This window comes from Roseibium sp., assembly GCF_965216085.1.
In the GTDB taxonomy this organism is placed as follows: Bacteria; Pseudomonadota; Alphaproteobacteria; order Rhizobiales; family Stappiaceae; genus Roseibium.
Map to the genome: position 1 here is coordinate 4942779 of NZ_OZ244138.1, position 20303 is coordinate 4963081.

20 protein-coding genes are annotated in these 20303 nt (G+C 53.8%); 5 read left to right on the top strand and 15 right to left on the bottom strand.

Annotated elements, in window-relative coordinates; genetic code table 11:
• Nucleotides 1-7: 7 nt before the first annotated feature.
• Nucleotides 8-913 carry an EamA family transporter gene (locus ACOOFE_RS23175; RefSeq protein WP_420412239.1) on the bottom strand — a complete coding sequence of 302 codons (906 nt, stop codon included), beginning with the start codon at nt 911-913 and terminating at the stop codon, nt 8-10.
• Nucleotides 914-1174: 261 nt separating this feature from the next.
• Here ACOOFE_RS23175 and dapD point away from each other — a divergent pair, with 261 nt between their 5' ends.
• Nucleotides 1175-2026, top strand: coding sequence for a 2,3,4,5-tetrahydropyridine-2,6-dicarboxylate N-succinyltransferase (gene dapD / locus ACOOFE_RS23180; protein WP_420412240.1), 852 nt, complete (start codon nt 1175-1177; stop codon nt 2024-2026).
• 74 nt (nt 2027-2100) lie between these two features.
• On the opposite strand, the gene ACOOFE_RS23185 is transcribed toward dapD, so the two are convergent.
• The 3 genes from ACOOFE_RS23185 to ACOOFE_RS23195 are packed head-to-tail and all read right to left on the bottom strand — an operon-like array spanning nt 2101 to nt 4342.
• Entirely contained in the window at nt 2101-2694 is a 594-nt protein-coding gene (locus ACOOFE_RS23185) for a hypothetical protein (RefSeq protein ID WP_420412241.1), read from the bottom strand.
• A gap of 21 nt (nt 2695-2715) precedes the next feature.
• A complete protein-coding gene (gene dapE / locus ACOOFE_RS23190; protein ID WP_420412242.1) occupies nt 2716-3876 on the bottom strand; it encodes a succinyl-diaminopimelate desuccinylase in 1161 nt (386 codons plus the stop codon).
• A gap of 43 nt (nt 3877-3919) precedes the next feature.
• Nucleotides 3920-4342, bottom strand: coding sequence for a DUF805 domain-containing protein (locus tag ACOOFE_RS23195; protein ID WP_209010855.1), 423 nt, complete (start codon nt 4340-4342; stop codon nt 3920-3922).
• Nucleotides 4343-4555: 213 nt separating this feature from the next.
• On the opposite strand from ACOOFE_RS23195, the gene ACOOFE_RS23200 reads away from it, so the two are divergent.
• A complete protein-coding gene (locus ACOOFE_RS23200) occupies nt 4556-6793 on the top strand; it encodes a mechanosensitive ion channel family protein (RefSeq protein ID WP_420412243.1) in 2238 nt (745 codons plus the stop codon).
• A gap of 107 nt (nt 6794-6900) precedes the next feature.
• A complete protein-coding gene (locus ACOOFE_RS23205) occupies nt 6901-7710 on the top strand; it encodes a DUF2189 domain-containing protein (protein ID WP_141183624.1) in 810 nt (269 codons plus the stop codon).
• Here ACOOFE_RS23205 and truA read toward each other — a convergent pair.
• The 5 genes from truA to def are packed head-to-tail and all read right to left on the bottom strand — an operon-like array spanning nt 7707 to nt 11281.
• A complete protein-coding gene (gene truA / locus ACOOFE_RS23210; protein WP_420412244.1) occupies nt 7707-8543 on the bottom strand; it encodes a tRNA pseudouridine(38-40) synthase TruA in 837 nt (278 codons plus the stop codon). The genes ACOOFE_RS23205 and truA overlap by 4 nt on opposite strands.
• A 9-nt stretch (nt 8544-8552) precedes the next feature.
• Nucleotides 8553-9092: a GNAT family N-acetyltransferase gene (locus ACOOFE_RS23215; protein WP_420412245.1), complete on the bottom strand. Its 540-nt coding sequence runs from the start codon at nt 9090-9092 to the stop codon at nt 8553-8555.
• Nucleotides 9093-9111: 19 nt separating this feature from the next.
• The gene (gene fmt / locus ACOOFE_RS23220) at nt 9112-10050 is read right to left on the bottom strand and encodes a methionyl-tRNA formyltransferase (RefSeq protein WP_420412246.1); all 939 of its coding nucleotides are present in this window, start codon (nt 10048-10050) and stop codon (nt 9112-9114) included.
• A gap of 46 nt (nt 10051-10096) precedes the next feature.
• Nucleotides 10097-10729, bottom strand: coding sequence for a MarC family protein (locus ACOOFE_RS23225; protein ID WP_420412247.1), 633 nt, complete (start codon nt 10727-10729; stop codon nt 10097-10099).
• Between the two features lie 33 nt (nt 10730-10762).
• Nucleotides 10763-11281, bottom strand: a complete 519-nt coding sequence (gene def, locus ACOOFE_RS23230) for a peptide deformylase (RefSeq protein WP_420412248.1) — start codon at nt 11279-11281, stop codon at nt 10763-10765.
• 125 nt (nt 11282-11406) lie between these two features.
• Here def and ACOOFE_RS23235 point away from each other — a divergent pair, with 125 nt between their 5' ends.
• Nucleotides 11407-12594 carry a DNA recombination protein RmuC gene (locus tag ACOOFE_RS23235; RefSeq protein WP_420412249.1) on the top strand — a complete coding sequence of 396 codons (1188 nt, stop codon included), beginning with the start codon at nt 11407-11409 and terminating at the stop codon, nt 12592-12594.
• A gap of 16 nt (nt 12595-12610) precedes the next feature.
• Here ACOOFE_RS23235 and ACOOFE_RS23240 read toward each other — a convergent pair whose 3' ends face one another.
• From ACOOFE_RS23240 to ACOOFE_RS23250, 3 genes are read right to left on the bottom strand one after another with little or no spacing between them, the layout of a single operon-like run.
• On the bottom strand, nt 12611-13477 hold the full coding sequence (locus tag ACOOFE_RS23240; protein ID WP_420412250.1) for an NlpC/P60 family protein: 867 nt from the start codon (nt 13475-13477) through the stop codon (nt 12611-12613).
• A 49-nt stretch (nt 13478-13526) separates the two neighbouring features.
• Nucleotides 13527-13877 carry a MarR family transcriptional regulator gene (locus ACOOFE_RS23245; RefSeq protein ID WP_141183632.1) on the bottom strand — a complete coding sequence of 117 codons (351 nt, stop codon included), beginning with the start codon at nt 13875-13877 and terminating at the stop codon, nt 13527-13529.
• Between the two features lie 59 nt (nt 13878-13936).
• The gene (locus ACOOFE_RS23250; protein WP_420412251.1) at nt 13937-15331 is read right to left on the bottom strand and encodes a leucyl aminopeptidase family protein; all 1395 of its coding nucleotides are present in this window, start codon (nt 15329-15331) and stop codon (nt 13937-13939) included.
• A gap of 179 nt (nt 15332-15510) precedes the next feature.
• Between ACOOFE_RS23250 and ACOOFE_RS23255 the strand changes: the two genes are divergently transcribed.
• Nucleotides 15511-16290: a tetratricopeptide repeat protein gene (locus ACOOFE_RS23255; protein ID WP_420412252.1), complete on the top strand. Its 780-nt coding sequence runs from the start codon at nt 15511-15513 to the stop codon at nt 16288-16290.
• Between the two features lie 476 nt (nt 16291-16766).
• Here ACOOFE_RS23255 and ACOOFE_RS23260 read toward each other — a convergent pair whose 3' ends face one another.
• Genes ACOOFE_RS23260 through ACOOFE_RS23270 form a run of 3 tightly spaced genes read right to left on the bottom strand, consistent with a single transcriptional unit; the run spans nt 16767 to nt 20292 of the window.
• Entirely contained in the window at nt 16767-17744 is a 978-nt protein-coding gene (locus ACOOFE_RS23260) for a type II secretion system F family protein (RefSeq protein ID WP_141183635.1), read from the bottom strand.
• A gap of 8 nt (nt 17745-17752) precedes the next feature.
• Complete coding sequence (locus ACOOFE_RS23265) at nt 17753-18772, bottom strand: type II secretion system F family protein (RefSeq protein WP_420412253.1); 1020 nt, start codon at nt 18770-18772, stop codon at nt 17753-17755.
• Between the two features lie 8 nt (nt 18773-18780).
• Entirely contained in the window at nt 18781-20292 is a 1512-nt protein-coding gene (locus ACOOFE_RS23270; protein WP_420412254.1) for a CpaF family protein, read from the bottom strand.
• Nucleotides 20293-20303 lie beyond the last annotated feature (11 nt).

Below are 20303 nucleotides of genomic sequence, written 5' to 3' on the forward strand. Positions count from 1 at the left end.
CCAGGGATCAGCCCCATAAGATGATCCCTAGAACGGCAACAACGATTAAAAAACAGCCCGCAATCTCAGACCGGGCAATCGTTTCCTTAAACACCAACCAGGACACAATAAAGGTGAACACCAGCTCGACCTGGGCCAGAGCCCGGACATAGGCAACATTTTGCAAGGTCATCGCTGTGAACCAGCCGATAGACCCGGCCACACCGGTTGCGCCGGCCCAAACTGCGACACGCCACGCAGCCAAACTGGCCCGCAGTTGATCTGGTTCACGCAGCAGCATCCAAACAACCATTACCCCAGTCTGAAACAGCGTCGCATAAGCAAGCGCAAAGCCTGCCTGCATCGGAATACCTGTCCCCTCAAGCGATAAGGACGCCACGCGATAAGCTGCAGCCGAAGCTCCGAACATAGCGGCCGAGCCAAGCCCAATCAGAGCAGGACGGCCGAACAAAGATTGCCGGACTACGGATGCTGACAAGGTAGTATGCGCCAACGAAATGACAATCACCCCCAAAATGCCGATTAGAATGCACAGCCCGACAACCAGGGAAACGCTTTCGCCCAGTAGCAGAAACCCGAACAAGGCTGCCTGGATGGGTTCGGTTTTGGAATAGGCGGTTCCAACTGCAAAATTTCTGAAAGAGAACAAGTATACGAGCAAGAAAGTCCCGAAAATCTGAGCCAAACCACCCAGCGCACCAGCAATCAAAAACACTGAGTTGATTTCTGGGATGGGATATTCGAATGCCAAGTGCAAGACGGCCACATAGAGGCAAGCAAACGGAAATCCATAACCGAACCGGACAAAAGTCGCGCCCGTGCTGCCCAACTGGCCTTTCAGATGCTTCTGGACCGCAGATCGCAAATTCTGGCAAAAAGCGGCAAACAGAGTGATTGGGATCCAGAGTTCCATTGGAGTTCCATAGCTATTCTTGATTTCTGCTCACACTACCCATCTAACACTCATTACAAAATATCTTCTTTTTCCATTTATCGATGAGTCATTCTCAAGTTTATGCGATGCCAGAGCGCACATTTGGCCTGTCAGCAGATTGGCCAATGGCAGGGAATTGACGTTTGCTGGTCGGATCCGGTCGCTGCCGTGCTTGACACTTGCCGGTCCGGACGCTTAGTTCCGCGCAGATTTCCTTAAGTTCCGGAGACATGCTTCCAGATGACACACGACCTTGCTGCCCTTTCCAAGACCATTGACGCAGCGTTCGAAGACAGCGCTTCGATCGACACGACCACGACTGGTGAAGTGCGCGATGCTGTTGAGACCACGCTGAACCTTCTTGATCAGGGACACCTGAGGGTCGCAGAAAAGAAAGATGGCGATTGGGTCGTCAATCAGTGGGCCAAAAAGGCCGTCCTCTTGTCCTTCCGCCTTAATCCGATGGACGTGATCAAAGGCGGTCCGGGCGACGCAACTTGGTGGGACAAGGTTCCATCTAAGTTTGACGGCTGGCGCGGTGTTGATTTCGAAAAAGCCGGTTTTCGTGCAGTCCCCGGTTCAATTGTACGGAGCGGCTCATTCATCGGCAAAAATGTGGTTCTGATGCCTTCGTTCGTCAATCTGGGTGCTTATGTCGATGAAGGCACAATGGTTGATGGCTGGGCAACCGTTGGCTCTTGCGCGCAAATCGGCAAAAATGTGCACCTGTCCGGTGGCGTCGGCATCGGCGGCGTTCTGGAGCCCCTCCAAGCAGGGCCGACAATCATTGAAGACAACTGTTTTATCGGTGCACGATCCGAAGTTGTTGAAGGCTGCATCGTGCGCGAAGGTTCGGTCCTCGGGATGGGGGTCTACATCGGCAAGTCCACCAAGATCGTCAACCGGATGACCGGTGAAGTGACCTATGGAGAGGTCCCGCCGTATTCAGTGGTTGTTGCCGGTTCCATGCCGAGCGCCAATGTTATGGGCAATGGTCAAGCGGCCCCGAACCTTTACTGCGCTGTCATCGTGAAGACCGTTGATGAGCAGACCCGGTCGAAAACTGCAATCAACGATCTTCTGCGCGACTAATCAAATTCTCGCCAACGCGAAAACATTTGAAACCCCGCCCCAAAGGCGGGTTTTCTTTTGACCGCAGCGAAGTCTTAGACCGCCCAAAGGCGTCCAGCCAGCTCGCGGATAATCAGAAGAATAAGAATATCCAGGAAAACAATCCCGATCGCCAGACTTGCCGACGCTTGCAGCGCGATCCGGGCAATCAAAAACCTGTACCAAAGCACCACGATCAAGCAAGTGAAGGACAACAGCACCATGATGCCCGACGGGATAATGCCCATCAAATACAAAAGCCCGGTCACAAGGTACGGCACGTACGCCAGAAGGCTGGTCCAGTTGCGCACCACAATGAAAGGCACGTATTGGCGCGAAATTCCGATCGGCCCTGCCAGCACCGCAAGCACTAATGGCAGCATCACCCACTCGATGCCAAGGCTCAAGAATTGAGCTAGCCAATAAGTGTTTTCTGGAAATACCTCAGAAAGAATAACGTTCTCAGAAATCAGCAGTTTCTTTTCTGCCAGTGCGCTCACCAGAAACACCGGTGCCAGCAAAAAGATAACCAGAAACGACCGCCAGAACCCTTGGGTCGATTGGTCGAAGTAATTCATTCCTTGCGGCTGGTTGCGCAAAAGAAGCCAGGATCCGTCTAATGCTGCGCGTATCTCACTGGTGCTGATCAAATTCAGTCCGCTCCCGCAAACTTATGAGAAATAACTGGTTAGAAACCGCCGATAGATTGCCGCCAGGCAGTCAAGATCGTCCACTGCGACACATTCATCAACCTTGTGCATCGTCTGTCCAACAAGGCCAAACTCGACGACAGGACAATAGTTCTTGATAAAGCGGGCATCCGACGTACCGCCTCCGGTGGAGAGTTCTGGTGTCCGGCCGGTTTCTTTTTTAATCGCATCACTTAAGGCCGCGATCAGAGTCTCGTCCTTTGTCAGGAAAGACTCGCTCGCGTCACGCTTGAACGTGAGATCCATCTGAAGGCCGCCGAGGTCGACGGCTTCCAGTGTCTCGGTAATCTTGGCCTTCAGACTGCCCAGCGTCCAAGTGTCATTGTAGCGAATGTTGAAACGGCACTCTGCGCGGGCCGGGATAACGTTGAAGGCCGGATTGCCGACATCAACTGTAACGATCTCTAGGTTGGACGGCTGGAAACGCTCATTGCCGTCATCCAGTTTTAATCCGTTCAGAGCCGTCATCAAGCGGGTTAAGCCCGGGATCGGATTGTCTGCCAGATGCGGATAGGCAGCGTGCCCCTGGACGCCGGTTACCGTCACGATCCCCGAGAGCGAGCCGCGGCGGCCGACTTTAATGGCATCACCAAGAATGTTTGGATTGGTTGGCTCGCCGACAATGCAAGCGTCAAACTTATGTCCCTGCGCTTCGGCCCATTCAAGCAGCTTAACTGTACCATTGACCGCCGGTCCTTCTTCATCGCCGGTGATCAGGAAGGATATGGTTCCGCCAAAACCTGGTCCTTGCGCTTTTACGAAGTCCAGAGCGGCTGCCGCAAAAGACGCTATACCGCCTTTCATATCGACTGCACCGCGGCCGAATAGCACCCCCTCCTCTATCGCACCTTCAAAGGGACCGTGTCGCCAATCGGCGTCCGCGCCAGCGGGGACAACATCGGTATGGCCTGCAAAAACAAAATGCGGCGCACCAGATCCAATGGACGCAAACAGGTTTTCAACGTCCGGCGTATCCTCATCCTGGAATGTCACCCGGTCTACCCGAAATCCGGCATTTGTCAAAAGGCTTTCAAGCTCCGTCAAAGCGCCGCCTTCCAAAGGTGTGACAGACGGGCAGCGGATCAAATCACGGGCGATGGCGGAGGCAGGTGACAAGGACATAAGAGGGGGACTTCGTTCGACTTGGGATTGCGTTTCAGGAAGGTCAGCTTTTGCGCCAGTAGCTGTTTGGCAGTGGACCGTGCCGATTGGGTTCAGCTTGGCTGGGCACAAAGCCGACGATGAGGACCATGAGGATATTCAACCCGGGGACAAAAATCAGCAAGGCAAAAAAGCCACTGAAACCCATATCCTGAAGACGCTTGATCACCAGCGCCAGTTCAAACCACTGCAATATGAAGAACAGGAACGGGAAAAGAGGGTTGGATTCCATAAACTGCGAAATTGCGATGGTTTCATCAACAAATTCGATCTCTGCCGATCCCCACCACATGTTCACTGAGATCGCAATTACGGTCCAGACGAGAGCAAAACAAAGCCAATAGGGTTCACGCCCCATTCGCCCGATCGGACTGAGCAGGGCCCAAATTGGACCGGGGGCAATGTTGGCGCCGCGAGCGTTGGTCATAGGTTCCACTTGTGAATGAAAGTTCTGAAAAGGAGTTAGTCGCTTAAGAGATTGGGATCAAGCGCTGTTCACCAGGAAAACGCACGTCGGTACGCCCTCTGGCTTTTCTGACGATATCGCGCCAATAATACCCTAACGTAATTTTATTGCTGATTTCGCGGTTCGTGCAAATCACGCCAATATTTTCTGGAATCGAATTCTGAGAGGGCATCCATGATCCGCGCTTCAAGTAATAGAAACCTCATCTGTGTGCTTCTCTCGACTTTCCTTCTGCTCTTCCCATTGATATCCGCCACGCAAGCCCAGGAAACCGCTTCTGCTCTCCCTCCGGCACTCCAACAAGAAGCGATGGAAAAACTTGCTTCCGACCTAGACCCTCAACAGGTCGGAGCCTTAGCTGACTTGGTGACGCTGCTACAACAAGGGGCGGACGCCAAGAAGACTGCAGGCGCACTAACCGACGGAGGACCAGATCTGTTGGAACGCCTACAATCCGGCCTCAATGCGTTCGGAGCCATGGTTGTCAGCAATTTTCAAAATCTACCAGCCCTTGCTACGGGGATCATTGGTGGCATCGGCGCCTTGTTTGCCGGGGATATTGCAGGACCGGTCCACATACTTTTTGGCGCAATTGGCCTATTGCTCGTGGCCGGGTTTGGCGCCGAATTTCTTTTCAACCGGATTGTGGCGTCGCGACGAGAGACAATTCAATCGTTAAAGCCAACGTCCCTTTATGAGACTGTCAAAATCGTTTCGAGCCGGGCAGGCCTCGATCTTGGCGGCCTCATCATCTTTGCCCTTATCGTTCTCATTGTTGCGAGAGTAGCCGTATTCGACCCGGTCATGCGGTCTTATGCCCTTCAGGGCGTTTTCTGGATCGTACTGCTGCCGCGCGCTGTCGCAGCCCTGTTGCGCTTTGCACTTGCCCCGCATCGAAGTGAACTTCGGCTGGTAACAGCCAATGATGCGACGGCCAAATCTCTCTATAGAAGTTTTACAACTTTGTTCGCCTTTGTCGGCGTTGCCTTTTTCCTGCGCAATGTGACGCAAGGTGCTGGCGCTGATGTCGGAGAGGCTTACCGCTTTTTTGTCGGTTTTGGCGTCAATGCGTGGATTATCGCAATCATTTGGCAAGCCCGGCATGGATTAACCAGCATTATTCTGGGCGATGATGATGATCCGACCAGCGGGCTGGAACGCATGGCGCAGTTCTGGCCCTACTTTTCCATGGCCTTCATTGCCTTCAATTGGCTTTTGGTTCAGGTAACCTCCAGCATAGGTATTGATTCACTAACGGCTGGCCGCTCACTTGCGGTCATCGCTTTGGTGGTCTTTGCGCCGTTTCTCGACACCATGGTGCGCGGGATCGTGTCGCATATTGTTCCGCCAATGCAAGGCGAAGGCCCCGTCGCGGAAGCAGCACATTTGCAGACCCGATACAGCTATGTGCGGATTGCCCGTGTGGCATTGCTCGCATTTCTTATCCTTACCGTAGGCCGCATCTACGGTCTGAACCTGTTGGCCCTTGGAGGTGACGGGGGATCCGGTGTTGCCCGCAACAGTGTCATATTCCTCCTCATCCTCGCGGCCGGATATCTGGCCTGGGAAATCACCAATCTCTGGGTTAGTCAGCAGCTGGCGAAAGATTCGCCTCCGCAGGAAACACAAGACGAGGAATCGGAAATGGGCGGTGCCGGTAAATCCCGCCTTGCGACGATTTTGCCTCTCGTCCGGATCGTTCTACAGGTCACCATTGTTACCCTCACTGTCCTACTTGGTTTGAGCCAACTCGGCGTCAATATCACGCCACTTCTCGCTGGCGCCGGCGTTGTCGGCTTGGCGGTCGGCTTTGGCGCACAGACGCTTGTCAGTGATGTTGTTGCGGGCATTTTCTTCCTCATGGACGATGCCTTCCGCATGGGCGAATTCATCAATACCGGAGGTGCTCAGGGCACGATTGAAAAAATCTCGATCCGGTCGATGCAACTGCGCGGCACCAAGGGAGCTGTTCATGTCGTGCCTTATGGTCAGATTTCCAACCTCACCAATCTGTCGCGCGACTGGGTGATCATGAAGCTGAAGTTCACCATCCCGTTCGACACCGATCAGGAGAAGGTCCGCAAGATCTTCAAGAAAATCGGCCAAGAGATCATGGAGATGGACGAATACAAGGACGACCTTCTCGCCCCATTCAAAGGCCAGGGTGTTGCCGACGTCGACGATGTTGGCATCGTGGTCCGCGGAAAGTTCACCACAAAACCAGGCAAGCAGTTTGGTGTCCGTAGAGAGATCTACAAACGGGTCCAAAAGGCGTTTGAAGAAAACGGCATTCAATTTGCGCGGAAAGAAGTCCGTGTACAGCTTCCGGAGACTGCCAAATTGGACGAGCCGCAAAAGGATGCAATTGCAGCTGCCGCTGCTGAGGCTGCGACTCCGAAACCGGCTGTTTGACTGTTTTGAAAAAATACGCCCTTCTGCGCATTGGCGGCAGCACACCTGCAGGCTTATCATCTCCGCACAAGAGGAAATGAATTAAGCTTTTGGGAGGAAGCGGCCATATGAATGATCAGGAGACGCTGAATGCGGGTGTGCGGCCGATGCCGCAGATCAACAAGATTACCGTAAATGACGTCATTGATGCCCTTGCCGCCGGATTAAACGATTTTCGGGCAGCTCCGGTATACGGTTTGGCAATCGGGGCTTTTTTTGCTGTCGGCGGCCTGTTCGTTATTCTCAGTGCTGCCGCTCTTAACTTGAGCTACCTATCGTACCCAGCCGCCGCTGGTTTCGTGTTGATCGGCCCATTTGCTGCAGTCGGCCTTTATGAAGTGAGCCGGCGCCTGAAGACCGGCGAGGAGCTGTCTTGGTCGAAGGTTCTCGGCGCCATGTGGGCGCAAAAGGGCCGTGAACTCTCTTGGATGGCCTTCGTTGTCTTGTTCATCCAAATCATGTGGATGTACCAAGTCCGTTTGCTTTTGGCGCTGTTCTTGGGCTTCCGCTCATTTGCCTCGTTCGAGGAATTTCTGAACGCCGTTATTGGCAGCCCCGAAGGCTTGATGTTTCTCGCAGTTGGTCACGTCGTCGGTGCGGTCTTATCGCTGATCTTGTTCTCTCTGACGGTCATTTCCTTTCCAATGCTTTTGGAAGAAGACCGGGATTTCATCACAGCGATGATTTCCAGCGTTCGGGCAGTCGCGACATCCCCAGTACCAATGATCGGCTGGGCATTTGTAGTCACTGCCGTTTTGATTGTTTCAATGGCGCCCGCCTTCATTGGCCTGATCATCACTTTGCCAATCCTCGGGCATACGACATGGCATCTCTACAAGAAGTGCGTGACGATCCCTGAAGAACCCGGCAGCGCTTAAGCGCTGCTTCCGGCTGTTTCTTTATCAGCCACAGCCTCCATTGCTGCCTTGCGCGCCTGCCAATCGGCAAGTGCTTCTATATCCACCTGGGCCGGCCGGTAGTCGACGCGGGTGAGATAAAGACCATCAGCAGGTGCAACCGGACCACAAGCCTTGCGGTCCTTCGCCTGCAAGGCCTTTGTGATGTCACCTGCCCCCCATCTGCCTTCGCCGACCAGTCGCAATGTCCCGACCATGGACCGAACCTGGTTGTGCAGGAAGGACCGGCTGGAACACTCGGCAATGACGAATTCCCCATCCCGGTACACGGAAAAGTGCTCCAGCGTTTTTTCCGGGCTTTTCGCCTGGCAGCGGGAATGCCGGAAGGTGGTGAAGTCGTGATGGCCGACAAACTCCTGAGCCGCCGCATGCATCGCATCAGCATCCAACTCGTGTTTGACATGCCAAGCAAGGCCCAGCTGATGGGTCAGCGGTGGTAAGCGATTGTGAATACGGTACCGGTACGCCCGACGGATCGCGGAAAAGCGGGCATCGAACCCTTCATGCATTTCCTCACAATCCAGAATGACAACTGGATCTGGCTGGCAATGAAAATTCATCGCCCCCATGATGGTTTTGACTGGCCATGTCTTTGACAGATCAACATGGCACACTTGGCCGGTCGCATGTACGCCGGTGTCCGTCCGCCCTGCACCGCCAATCGTGACGTCTTCTCCTGAAAAGGCTTTGATGGCTCTCTCAATCACCGCCTGCACAGAAGGCGCATTTGCCTGGCGCTGCCAGCCACAAAAGGGCCGACCATCATATTCCACCGTCAGTTTGTATCGCGGCATGCTCTTGTCTTATTCGAATTCTTCAAACGGCGTGGCAAACGCCACCTCGATCGGCAGATTCTTAGTTCCAGCCTCGGTCAAGGCCAGCGCCATAAATGCACCGCCGGCATAAGGACCGTGGATCTTTTTTGCCAATTCGGGATCAAAGCCAAACCGCGGAAAATACGCCGGAGGTCCGAGAACCAGAACGAGGTCTTCCTCCAGTTCTGAAAGGCTTTTCAAGGAAGACCGGATTAGGCGATCTCCGACACCTTGGCGCTGGACCTTTGGCAAGACAGAGACCGGAGAAAGGCATACGACTTGAATTGCTTGGCCCGGACCAATAGCTGCATTGGTGACCCGGCTGTAGGCAACGTGTCCGACAATCGCACCACTCTCATCAACAGCCACCTGTTCCAGAACCAGAGCGCCACAATGGCGCAATTTGTGGACCAGCCTTGCTTCGCCATCAGAAGGATAAACCGCCAGCAACAATTCCCGCACGGCGGCTTCATCAGCAGGTGTAAGTTGCCGGATTGTCAAACTCGGCGCTGTCATCTGTTCGCTCATGATACGCTCCTGGCGCATGTTAACTGACGGATGCACCAACAGTAAGGGCAGCTCCGCGCAGGAAATCGGTTCCACTCATCGGCTTTTTGCCGGCACGTTGGACTTGTTCCAGCCGCACAGCACCCGAACCGCATGCAATAACCGGGGCTTCGTCTACAGCCACTACGGTTCCAGCAGCCCCATTTCCGTCTGCAAGACTGCTGCGTAGGATTTTGACCCGTTCAGTCTTTCCGCCCAGCGACATCTCGCACCAAGCACCAGGAAACGGCGACAGGCCGCGAATATGATTGTGCACGTTTTTTGAAGACGCTGACCAGTCGATTTGCGTTTCCTGTTTGGAAAGTTTGGCCGCGTAGGTCACCCCCTCTTCTGCTTGCACCTGTTCGCCCAGCGCACCACGGGACAAAGCAGCCAGGGCACGCACCATCAAGTCTCCACCGAGGCCTGACAGCTGGTCGTGCAGTTCGCCCGCGGTCATGTTCGGGCCAATCGCAACTGTTTCGGACATACAGACCGGGCCCGTATCGAGCCCCTCTTCCATACGCATGACTTGAACCGCGGTTTCCGTATCGCCTGCCATAATGGCCCGATTGATCGGTGCAGCTCCCCGCCAGCGCGGCAAGATCGAAGCATGCAGGTTCAGGCAGCCCTGTTCTGGCGCATCCAGAATCGCCTTTGGCAGCAAAAGGCCATAGGCGACCACAACGGCAACATCCGCATTTAGGGCTTCGAACTGGTCCTGTTCTTCCGGATCTTTCAAGCTGGTTGGCGTAAAGACTGGGATCCCGAAGGATTCAGCGGCCTCGTGCACCGGGGACTTTTTCAGATCCATTCCACGGCCGGCCGGGCGCGGCGGCTGGGAATAGCAGGCAACAACATCATGGCCCTGGCCGACGATTTCCATCAGGGTCGGCACGGAGAAATCGGGCGTGCCCATAAAAACAACACGGAGGGACATAGGCTTCCTAGGCGAAGTGTGAGGGTCTACGTGCCTTATGGCGCGATTAGGCCAGTCCAGGCAACAGGGCTTTGAGGCTACCGACCATCATTTCCATCGCAATTGCCGCCAAAATCATGCCCATGAGCCGGCTCATCACGCTTGTCGCGGTCTGACCAAGAAAACGAGACAGCAGCGGCGCAGCGAAAAAAGTCGCGATCAGCGCCCCAATCGCTGCCGCGATCGCAGCCACATAAGCGATCTCACTGGCAAGGCCAGTCACCTCACCCCGATAGATGATCATCGTCGAAATCGACCCAGGGCCGAGCAGAATTGGAACTGTTAGCGGATAGATCGCCGGATTATCCTGTGCCGCATGGTGTTCTTTTTCTTGTTCGGTTCCATGATGCGCTTTGCTTTGCTCACCGGAAATCAGGTTCAAGGCGATCAGAAGGATCAGAAAACCGCCTGCAAGCCGGAATGCATCCAGGCTGATGCCGAACATGTTCAGGAGCGCATTTCCGGTCACTGCAATAGCCGCGGCGCCAACCGACAGGCTGATCAGAAGAGTAAAGGCTGTGTTGCGTTCAAAAGCCGGTCCGCGGTCGGCCGTCAGCGACAAAAACACCGGCAAGTTCGCGATCGGGTTCATAATCGCGAACAGCGCGGCAAAAAGCTTCAAGAACAATGCTTGATCCATAATGTCCGTCTTTCCATCAGCCGGACACAGGTCTTACAACTTACCAGCCAGCTTTGCCTGTTTGGTGAATTTCTTGACAACGCGGTCGCGTTTCAGTTTTGACAGATAGTCAATGAACAGCTTGCCATTGAGATGGTCAAGCTCATGCTGAATGCAGGTCGCCAGCAAACCATCCGCCTTAATTTCCTGTTCCGCGCCCTCTCGGTTGAGAAACTTGACCGCCACTTCCGATGGGCGTTCCACATCCTCATAGTAGTCAGGGATGGACAAACAGCCTTCCTGATAGACGGACAAGTCTTCACTCGACCAGACGATTTCCGGATTGATGAACACCATCGGTTCTTTGGGTGCATCTTCCTTGGCAACATCCAAAACGAAAATGCGCTTCAATATGCCGACCTGGCTGGCAGCAAGGCCTATGCCCGGGGCGTCATACATGGTTTCCAGCATGTCATCGGCCAGGGCAACAGTTTCTGCATCCACCGTTTCAATCGGTGCGCACACTTCACGGAGAACCGGATCCGGAATCGTAATAATCGAACGTTTTGTCATGGGCCTGACATAGGCAATCCCAGCTTTCCGGTCAACGCGCAATTCCGACAAGTTCGGACCGAATCTTAGGCGGGGAAAGCAGCTTCTCCGCTGTTCTTTGCACCGAATCGTTCTATGTTTGTTTCATGAATGAGATCCTGTTTGTGTTTAGTGGCCGGCCCGTCACGATTTTGGAAACCGCTGTTGCTGGCGGGCTGCTTTTGCTTGCACTTATTGTCTGGCTGGTGATGAAGACCATGCGGGAAATTCGCTGGCGGGCTGAAGCTGATTCTGCGGCTACCGAACGCATACACGAACTGGAAAGCCATCTCTCTCAGTTGCTGAAATCCCAAGGCGAAATGACCGGCCGGATGCAGACCATGGCAGAGGTGTTTGGGTCTCGGCAGTCGGACATGATGCGGGCGGTCAACGAGCGGCTCGACGGGATGGGCCACAAACTCGGCCTGTCTATGGCTGACACCAGCAAACGCACCCAAGACGGCCTCCGGCATCTGCATGAACGGCTCGCCGTCATCGACCGGGCGCAAGCTACGATTACAGATCTTTCCGGGCAGGTGGGTCAGTTACAGGCAATCCTGTCCAACAAACAGACCCGTGGAGCTTTCGGCCAGGGCCGCATGGAAGCGATCATTCAGGATCAGCTCGCACCAAGCGGTTATTCTTTCCAAGCGACGTTGTCGAACAACAGCCGGCCGGATTGCTTGATCCATATGCCCAACGGTGCGCCGCCTTTGGCGATCGATGCGAAGTTTCCGCTTGAAGCGTTCAATCTCTTAAAGAAGGCGGAAACAGACGAGCAGCTCAAATATGCGCAAGCGCAGTTCCGCAAGGACTTCACCAAACACATTCAGGACATCGGTGACAAATATCTGCTTCCTGGCGAGACCCAGGACACGGCTTTTTTGTTCGTGCCGTCAGAAAGCGTATTTGCCGAGCTGAATGAACGTTTTGAGGATCTGATTCAGAAAGCGCACTGTGCGCGGGTGGTGATCGTCTCACCGTCCTTGCTCATGCTCTCCATCCAAGTGATCCAGGCAGTCTTGCGGGACGCGAAGATGAGAGAACAGGCGCACCTTATTCAGGCCGAAGTCGGCCATCTGATCGCCGATGTCAGCCGTCTTAATGACCGCGTCGGAAAACTGCAGTCCCACTTTGCGCAGGCCAATAAGGACATCGATCAGATCCTGATTTCTTCGGAAAAGATCGGCAAGCGCAGCCGCAAGATCGAGGACCTGGAATTGGGCGAAGTGACGTCCGGTGGGGAGGCTCAACAAAGCGATGCACCGCAACTGGCTTTAACGCCTGACCGTTAATCGGTGTTTGGAAAGATCAGGCTAGACGGCGGGCTTTGGTAATAGCGCCCCATTCTGTTGCAGCAATCCGGGCAACGGCTTCATCCAATGCTTCATAGGCCACAGTCATGGTGTGGCCATTGGCGTGAAGCAGCTGGTTCGGACCACTTATAATCCCGACGTGCCCCTTCCAAAACAGTAGATCGCCCCTCCTCAGCGCGGACAAGTCGCTGAACGGAATCTCCTCACCCGCTTCAGCTTCCAGCATGTCGCTATCCCGCGGCAAAGAAATCCCGCCGGTTTGCGCCGAAAGCTGGACCAGCGCCGAGCAATCCAATCCAAGACTGCTGCGGCCGCCCCATAGATAAGGTGTTCCCAAAAACTCCTCGGCAGTCGCAACCCAGTCGTTTTCTGTATGATCCAGAGCCACCAGATGTTTTGCCACTACAGCCGAGCCGTCACTCAACAAAGCGTATCGGCATCCCCGCGTTTCAGCGTCACCCGTGACTGAAACAGTCGCTCCTATGGACAGGAGACCCACGGGCGGCATCTTCAGTTCGGCGGCCGGATAGCGGTAAGTGCGTAATGCTCTGACGCGATGCGTCGGTGTCTGCCGTTTTTCAATTGCATCGGATGAAAACCATCCGACATATCCGTCTGTTGCCAATTGCCCCCAGGCCCAGCCTTCCGGGGTTTGCTCATAGACCGTGATCTCTTCTCCAAACAGGGCTTCGGTATCAATCGAGAGATCCGGTCTGGGTTGCCGCCGCAACGCCATCCGGTCAGCACAGACTTGAAATACCTGCCCATCCAGAAACCTTTCAGCAGAAACCTGACCTTCATAGGACTTGGCAGCAAGGTCCTCGCGGACAGGGTGACGGCGGCGATCAAAAGACTTCTGCATAGGTAACAATCTATCTGAAGGAATGAACGGGGCAAATAAGGCTCAACCGCTAACGCGGCAGTTCAGCTGCTTTTTCCGCAATAAGATCTCCGAGCTGCTCCAAGTAAAGCGCCCCTTCGACTGTGCGGGTGATAATCACGTTGCGTTTGTCGGCATCATCGCGTTTTCGCGATAACAATCGCATGCTGCCCAACGTATCCAGCGCCCGGGTGATCGCCGGTTTGGTGACATTCAGTTTGGAAGCGAGCCCGCGAACAGTATGGGGCGGTGGCTCGAGATAAACAGTCAATAGAATAGTTAGCTGGCGCGCGGACAGATCCTGTTCGCTGCCCCGTACCAGCGTCAAATTGACTTCGTGCATGAGCCTTAGCGCCTGTGCGGCGCGCATTTCTATGGCCATGAATGACGTGTTCCCTACCCCAATCATGACCATTGAAACATAAAAACGTTTCGGAGCCGTTATTTTCCGTCCGAATATCGCTCACTGATGAGATCGAACAAGGCCCGGATGCCCTGCGCTTCTCCCCCCATCGGTTTTCCGGGTTTTTCGGCTGGTGTCCAGCCGAAGATATCGAAGTGCACCCAGCTCTGAGTCTTTTCAACAAAGCGGGACAAGAAGAGCGCCGCTGTGATGGATCCCGCGAAACCGGTTCCAGAAGTGTTTATGTGATTGATATCGGCGACCTTGCTGTCGAGATATTTCATATACGGTTGCCAAAGCGGCATCCGCCACAAAGGATCGGTGGCCGCTTCGGACATCACAGCAATATCTTCGGCAAGCGCATCGTCATCAGTGTAGAACGGCGGCAGGTCCGGGCCAAGTGCCACACGGGCAGCTCCAGTCAAGGTTGCCATATCGATCAAGAGGTCTGGTTTTTCCTCATCTGCAAGTGCTAAAGCATCGGCCAAGACAAGGCGCCCTTCGGCATCCGTATTTCCGATTTCAACGGTTAAACCCTTGCGGCTTGGCAACACATCTCCCGGTCGGAAGGCATCACCTGCAATCGCGTTTTCGACGCACGGCACGATGACCCGCAATCTGAGCGGCAATTCGGCGGCCATGATCATAGATGCCAGTCCGAGGACGTTGGCCGCCCCCCCCATATCCTTTTTCATCAAGGACATGGATCCGCCTGGTTTGATGTTCAGCCCGCCTGTATCAAAAATCACGCCTTTGCCGACGAGCGTCACTTTGGGGGCATCATCTTTGCCCCACGTGTAATCTGCCAATCGCGGTTGACGGGAACTCGCCCGTCCGACCGCATGAACCATCGGAAACTCTTCTGTCAGCAAATCTTCGCCTACAATACAGCGTCCCGCTCCACCATGTGCGGCAAACAAAGTGTCGATCGCTTGCGCCAACTCTTCCGGGCCGAGGTCGTTGGCCGGTGTGTTGATCAAGTCTCTTGCGAGTTGGACTCCGTCCAGAATGGCGCCGATTCGACCAAGATCGATGCTATCGGAAACCGCCAGACGCACCGTTTTCTCAGAAGCTTTCCGATAACGGTCAAACTTGTAACCTGATAGCGCAAATCCGAGAGCCGCTTCCTCGGGTTGAGGAAAGCCCTCTGCCAAATGATAGTCTCCTGCGGGCAGAGCCTTTGCTAAGCTGCCGAGGGCGAACGCATGAGCGGGGCCATTTTCTTCTACTCCGAATAAGACGGCCGCGAGCTGACCACTCAAGCCTGGCACAAGCTGGAAGGACGAAGGTTTTGCCGAAAAGTTGTTGGCCTTGCACCACTCATTTGCAGGTTCACCCAAACCGGTCAGAACTTCCTGCAAACTCCCTCCGGTGACCGCCATCACGGGTATGGAAGTTTGAACATCACTTTGACGAACAAGCGTATTGCGCACGGGTTTGCTCCAACTGAAGACCGGATCGATTGTCCAAGACGTAATCTCCGGAACCGTCAGAAGCAAGCGTTCCGGTTCGTCACTGACATTGCAAACTGCGAACCGCTTAACCAACCATTAGGGTTAATTATCTATGTCTATAGAGGACTTACATGGTGCGGACAGCAAGGATTTGAGAAATGCAAGCGCCCTACACCCGTTTCACAGCAAAACGTTTTGGCCTCACAAAAACGTTGATGGCAATGACTGCTCTTGTGCTGGTCGCGGGGTGCGCATCCAACAAATCCAACACCGGAACCCATTCTCCGGCTTCCGGCGGCTATTACTCCGCACCAGGATCGGCCCAAGCTCGTGCCGCTGTCTCCAAATGGGCTCAAGCCTATGAAAAGGATAGAAAGAACCGGGCAGCAATTCTTGGCTACTCGGACGCTCTCAGCCAAAACGGCCAGACACCACAAGCAATGGCTGTCTTGCGCGGCGGTGTGATTTCCTATCCGAAAGACCGCGAGATCGCATCAGCCTACGGCAAAGTTTTGGCCATGAATGGTCGGTTTGACGAAGCCATGAACGTTCTGAAACGCGCCCAGCAACCGGATACACCGGACTGGAAACTGATGTCAGCGCAAGCGGCAATCTATGACCAGATGGGTCAGCATAAAAAAGCACGCAGCCTTTACAAGCAGGCTCTGAAAATTGCACCGGACGATCCGAGCCTTCTGAACAATCTTGGCCTTTCTTATCTCCTGTCGAATGAACTGCCCGACGCGGAGTATACACTCCGCAAAGCGGCGGCTCTGCCCGGATCAGACAGCCGGGTCCGGCAGAACTTGGCGCTCGTACTTGGTATTCAAGGCAAATACGACGAAGCCATTCAGGTCGCTCAGGCGGAACTGGATCCCCGTCAAGCCGAAGCCAATATCGCCTACCTTCAATCCATGATGAAGAAACGTCAGAGCTGAACCTGGCAAGAATGACCGTTTTGTCCGCCGGCTAGGCGTTAGCGGTTTATAGGATTTTCCGGCTCTAGCAGGCAGGTCGGCGCATTAGTGTGCACAATCTCCCGTCCCTTTTCCCCGAATTCCGAAAAACTCGGAATGATCAAAAAAGCATTTGTTCCTATTCATGTGCCTTAATGGGTAGGACGCTTGCTGCGCTTTGCAGGCAACACCGGATTGCAAGAAGACCCGGTAGATTTAGGGTGCAATATTGGCCGCTTGAACCATTTGGAGAAAGGTGAAACAAAGAGCTAAGGGCGCTTCAAAGTATGCTTGAAACGCTTCCGCTCTTCACACTGAAGGCAATTGAGAATGTCAGTTGCTGTAGCACTTCATGCTCGCGGGTTTCCGAAGGACAAGCCCCTCCAGTTGACTGGCATCATTGGAAAAAACAGAACGTCAAGTTTCTTCATTCCAAGAGACGAAGTAACAGTCGTTGTTTATTTGAATGTGTCCATGACCTGAATGACTGCCGGCGTCAGGATCACGAAAAACAACACCGGAAGAAAGAAAACAATCATGGGGACGGTTAGTTTCGGTGGCAATGAAGCCGCTTTTTGTTCAGCCAGCTGCATTCGTTCCGCACGCGTATCATCAGCCATATTGCGGATCGCCGTTCCGACGGGCGTTCCGTATCGCTCCGCCTGGATCAACGCCATCATGACGTTTTTCACGCCGTCCACGCCTGTCCGGGCTGCGAGATTTTCATAGGCGGTTCGCCGTTCACTCAAATAGGATAGTTCGGCTGTCGTGAGTGTAAGTTCTTCTGCAAGATCTACCGATTGTGCCCCAATTTCCTCAGCTACCCTTTGAAAGGCAGCTTCGATCGACATTCCCGACTCCACACAAATCAACATCAAATCCAAAGCATCCGGCCAAGCCCTTTGAATGGCCAGCTTACGCTTATCGATTTTGTTTTTGATGTAGACATTTGGCAGAAACGCGCCACACCCGGAAATTGCGAGGCAAAAACAAATCTTTGAGAAGGCAGGCAACGTGGCCGGCAGAAACAGAAATGCATAGACAATTGAAATAACAAAGAGGACACCCGGGACAGCGATCCTTGCAGTCAAGAAGTAATAAATAGGTGCAGTCCCGCGGTAACCAGCCATCCGAAGACGCTCTTGCGTAGAATCATCGGCAAGCATCTCTCTGAGGTTCAGCCGATCAACGAACCTCTTCATTTTCGCTTTGGGCTGATTGCGCAGCGAGGCTTTGGCATCTCCTTGATTTGCCTGTAAACGCGCACGCTCTTGCGCTCTAATCCGATCGCGCTCCAACGCAACATTCTTCATGCGCGCTTTCAGCGTGTCGCGCGACAACAGCGGCATGACGAGAGAAAATATCGTTCCAGTGACAGCGATCATCGCTAGAAAAGCGGCAAGAACCTGACCGGAAGCAAGTGCTTGAAAATCCATGATAGCTCCTAGAAGTCGAAGTTAATCATGGCGCGCATGACCATAATACCGCAGAACATCCAGAATAAGCATCCCGCAATTATGAGTTTTCCGGAGCTCGATGTGAAAAGGATCATCATGTAGTCCGGAGCGATCAGGAACAGTATTCCGCCAACAGCAAACGGTAGAGAACCGATAATCCCTGCAGACGATTTTGCCTCAGAACTCAAAGCCTTAATCTTGGCTTTCATAGCCTTCCGCTCACGCAGGACTTTAGACAAGTTGCCCAAAGCTTCAGCCAATCCACCACCAGCTTTTTGTTGAATACTGACGACGATCGCCAGGAAATTCGTTTCAGGCAAAGGCACCCGTTCAGGCATTTTTGAAATCGCCTCGGCTAGGGAAATGCCCATAACCTGCGTTTCGGTGATTTTCCTGAATTCCGTCGCAACCGGTTCACGAGCCTCCCTGGCAACAACCTTCACGCAATCACCAAGTGGAAGTCCTGCCTTAACGCCACGGACGATGATGTCCACTCCATTAGGCAATTCTTCAAGAAAGGCGTTAAACCGACGCTTTCTTTTGCTGCCAACATACCAACGTGGAAATCCGAAACCACCCGCAAAGGCGAAAGCAACCGCAATCAAGATATTCCCGCTGGCCACAAACGAAATCGCCATAAAAATTATCGCGCTGACGACACTAAAGATTACAAAATGGCGCATTTCCCACGTAAGGCCGGCCTGCTCCATTTTGACTTTCAGTGAAATATTCTGCTGGCGTTCCTGTTTGGCCTTTTGGCGTTCTTCGAAGTCCTTCAACTGATCCTGGATCGACTTTTTGCGTCGGTTGGTGTCGCGAACTTGTTTGCGTTGGTTTTCATTCTGGGGACGGGCAGAAACAGCGGTCATACGCTCGTCACGCCGCTTGGTTCCGGACAATGACGGCAAAAACAGCCCAAATATGATGCCGCCAACACTCAACATCACTAGAATAGCAACTGCGGTACCAGTGACGGCCGGTGTCATAAATTGTTCAAATCCGGACATAAGTTCACCTATTCCGCCATATATTCAGGCATTTCAGAAGCATCAAGCGCTTCAGCCAAACGCGTCTCATCATTAAAGTAACGCGCACGCTCCCAAAACTTCGGACGGCCGATCCCGGTTGAGCGGTGGCGTCCAATGATCTTGCCGTTGGGATCTTCACCAACAATGTCGTAGAGGAAGATATCCTGGGTCGTGATGATGTCTCCCTCCATACCCATGACTTCCGTCACATGGGTAATCCGGCGGGATCCGTCGCGCAGACGTGCGGCCTGGACCACGACATCAATCGACGACACAATCATTTCGCGCAAAGTACGGGAGGGCAGGGAAAAACCGCCCATCGTAATCATTGATTCCAGACGAGACAGTGCTTCACGAGGCGAGTTGGCGTGCAACGTCCCCATGGATCCGTCGTGACCCGTGTTCATTGCCTGCAACAGATCGAATGCTTCGGGTCCACGCACCTCGCCGACGATAATGCGTTCCGGGCGCATACGCAGACAGTTCTTGACCAGATCGCGCATGGTAATTTCCCCCTCACCTTCAAGGTTCGGAGGGCGTGTTTCTAGACGGACAACATGCGGCTGCTGCAGCTGCAATTCTGCAGAGTCTTCGCAGGTGATGATACGTTCGGTGTTTTCAATATAAGCTGTCAAACAGTTCAAAAGAGTCGTTTTACCCGAACCTGTACCGCCGGAAATCAGGACGTTACAGCGAGACCGGCCGATAACCTGAAGGATCGTCGCGCCTTCCGGGGTAATTGAGTTGAACTTGACCAGCTGATCCAGGGTGAGTTTGTCGCGTTTAAATTTACGAATGGTCAGCGCAGGCCCGTCAATAGCGAGCGGCGGTGCAATCACGTTCACACGAGACCCGTCGGGAAGACGCGCATCACAAATTGGGCTTGCATCGTCGACACGGCGACCCACCTGACTCACGATTCGCTGACAGATATTCATCAGCTGCGCGTTGTCTCTGAAGGCAACACCGGTCTGCTCAACCTTGCCCTGGGTTTCGATGTAAACCGTGTGGGCGCCATTGACCATGATATCTGCAATGTCGTCCCGGGCCAGCAATGGTTCGAGAGGACCATACCCGAGGACGTCGTTACAAATATCCTCTAGCAGATCTTCCTGCTCGGAGATCGACATCACCACATTTTTCAAGGCGATAATGTCGTTTACTACGTCACGTATTTCATCCCGGGCGTCTTCGGCATCAAGGCGGGCAAGTTGTGACAGGTCGATCGCCTCGACGAGGGCATTAAAGATCTGCGCTTTTGTTTCGTAGTATTCGTTATTTTTTTTTCTGGCTGTTGTCCCCTGCTCGCCCTCGGTCTGCGGATTTGCCGCTGCTACAGGAGGACTTGCCGGTTTGCGGGGAACTTGGCTAGGGCTCGGAGGTGGAGGTTCCGGCAGTTTATCAGCCACAGGCTGAGCCGGCGCCTCGGAAACTTCCGGAGCGCCCCCAGGCTTCATGTGAGGCATTCCAGACGATGAACTGCCGCGTCTACCAAACATTATATTACTGC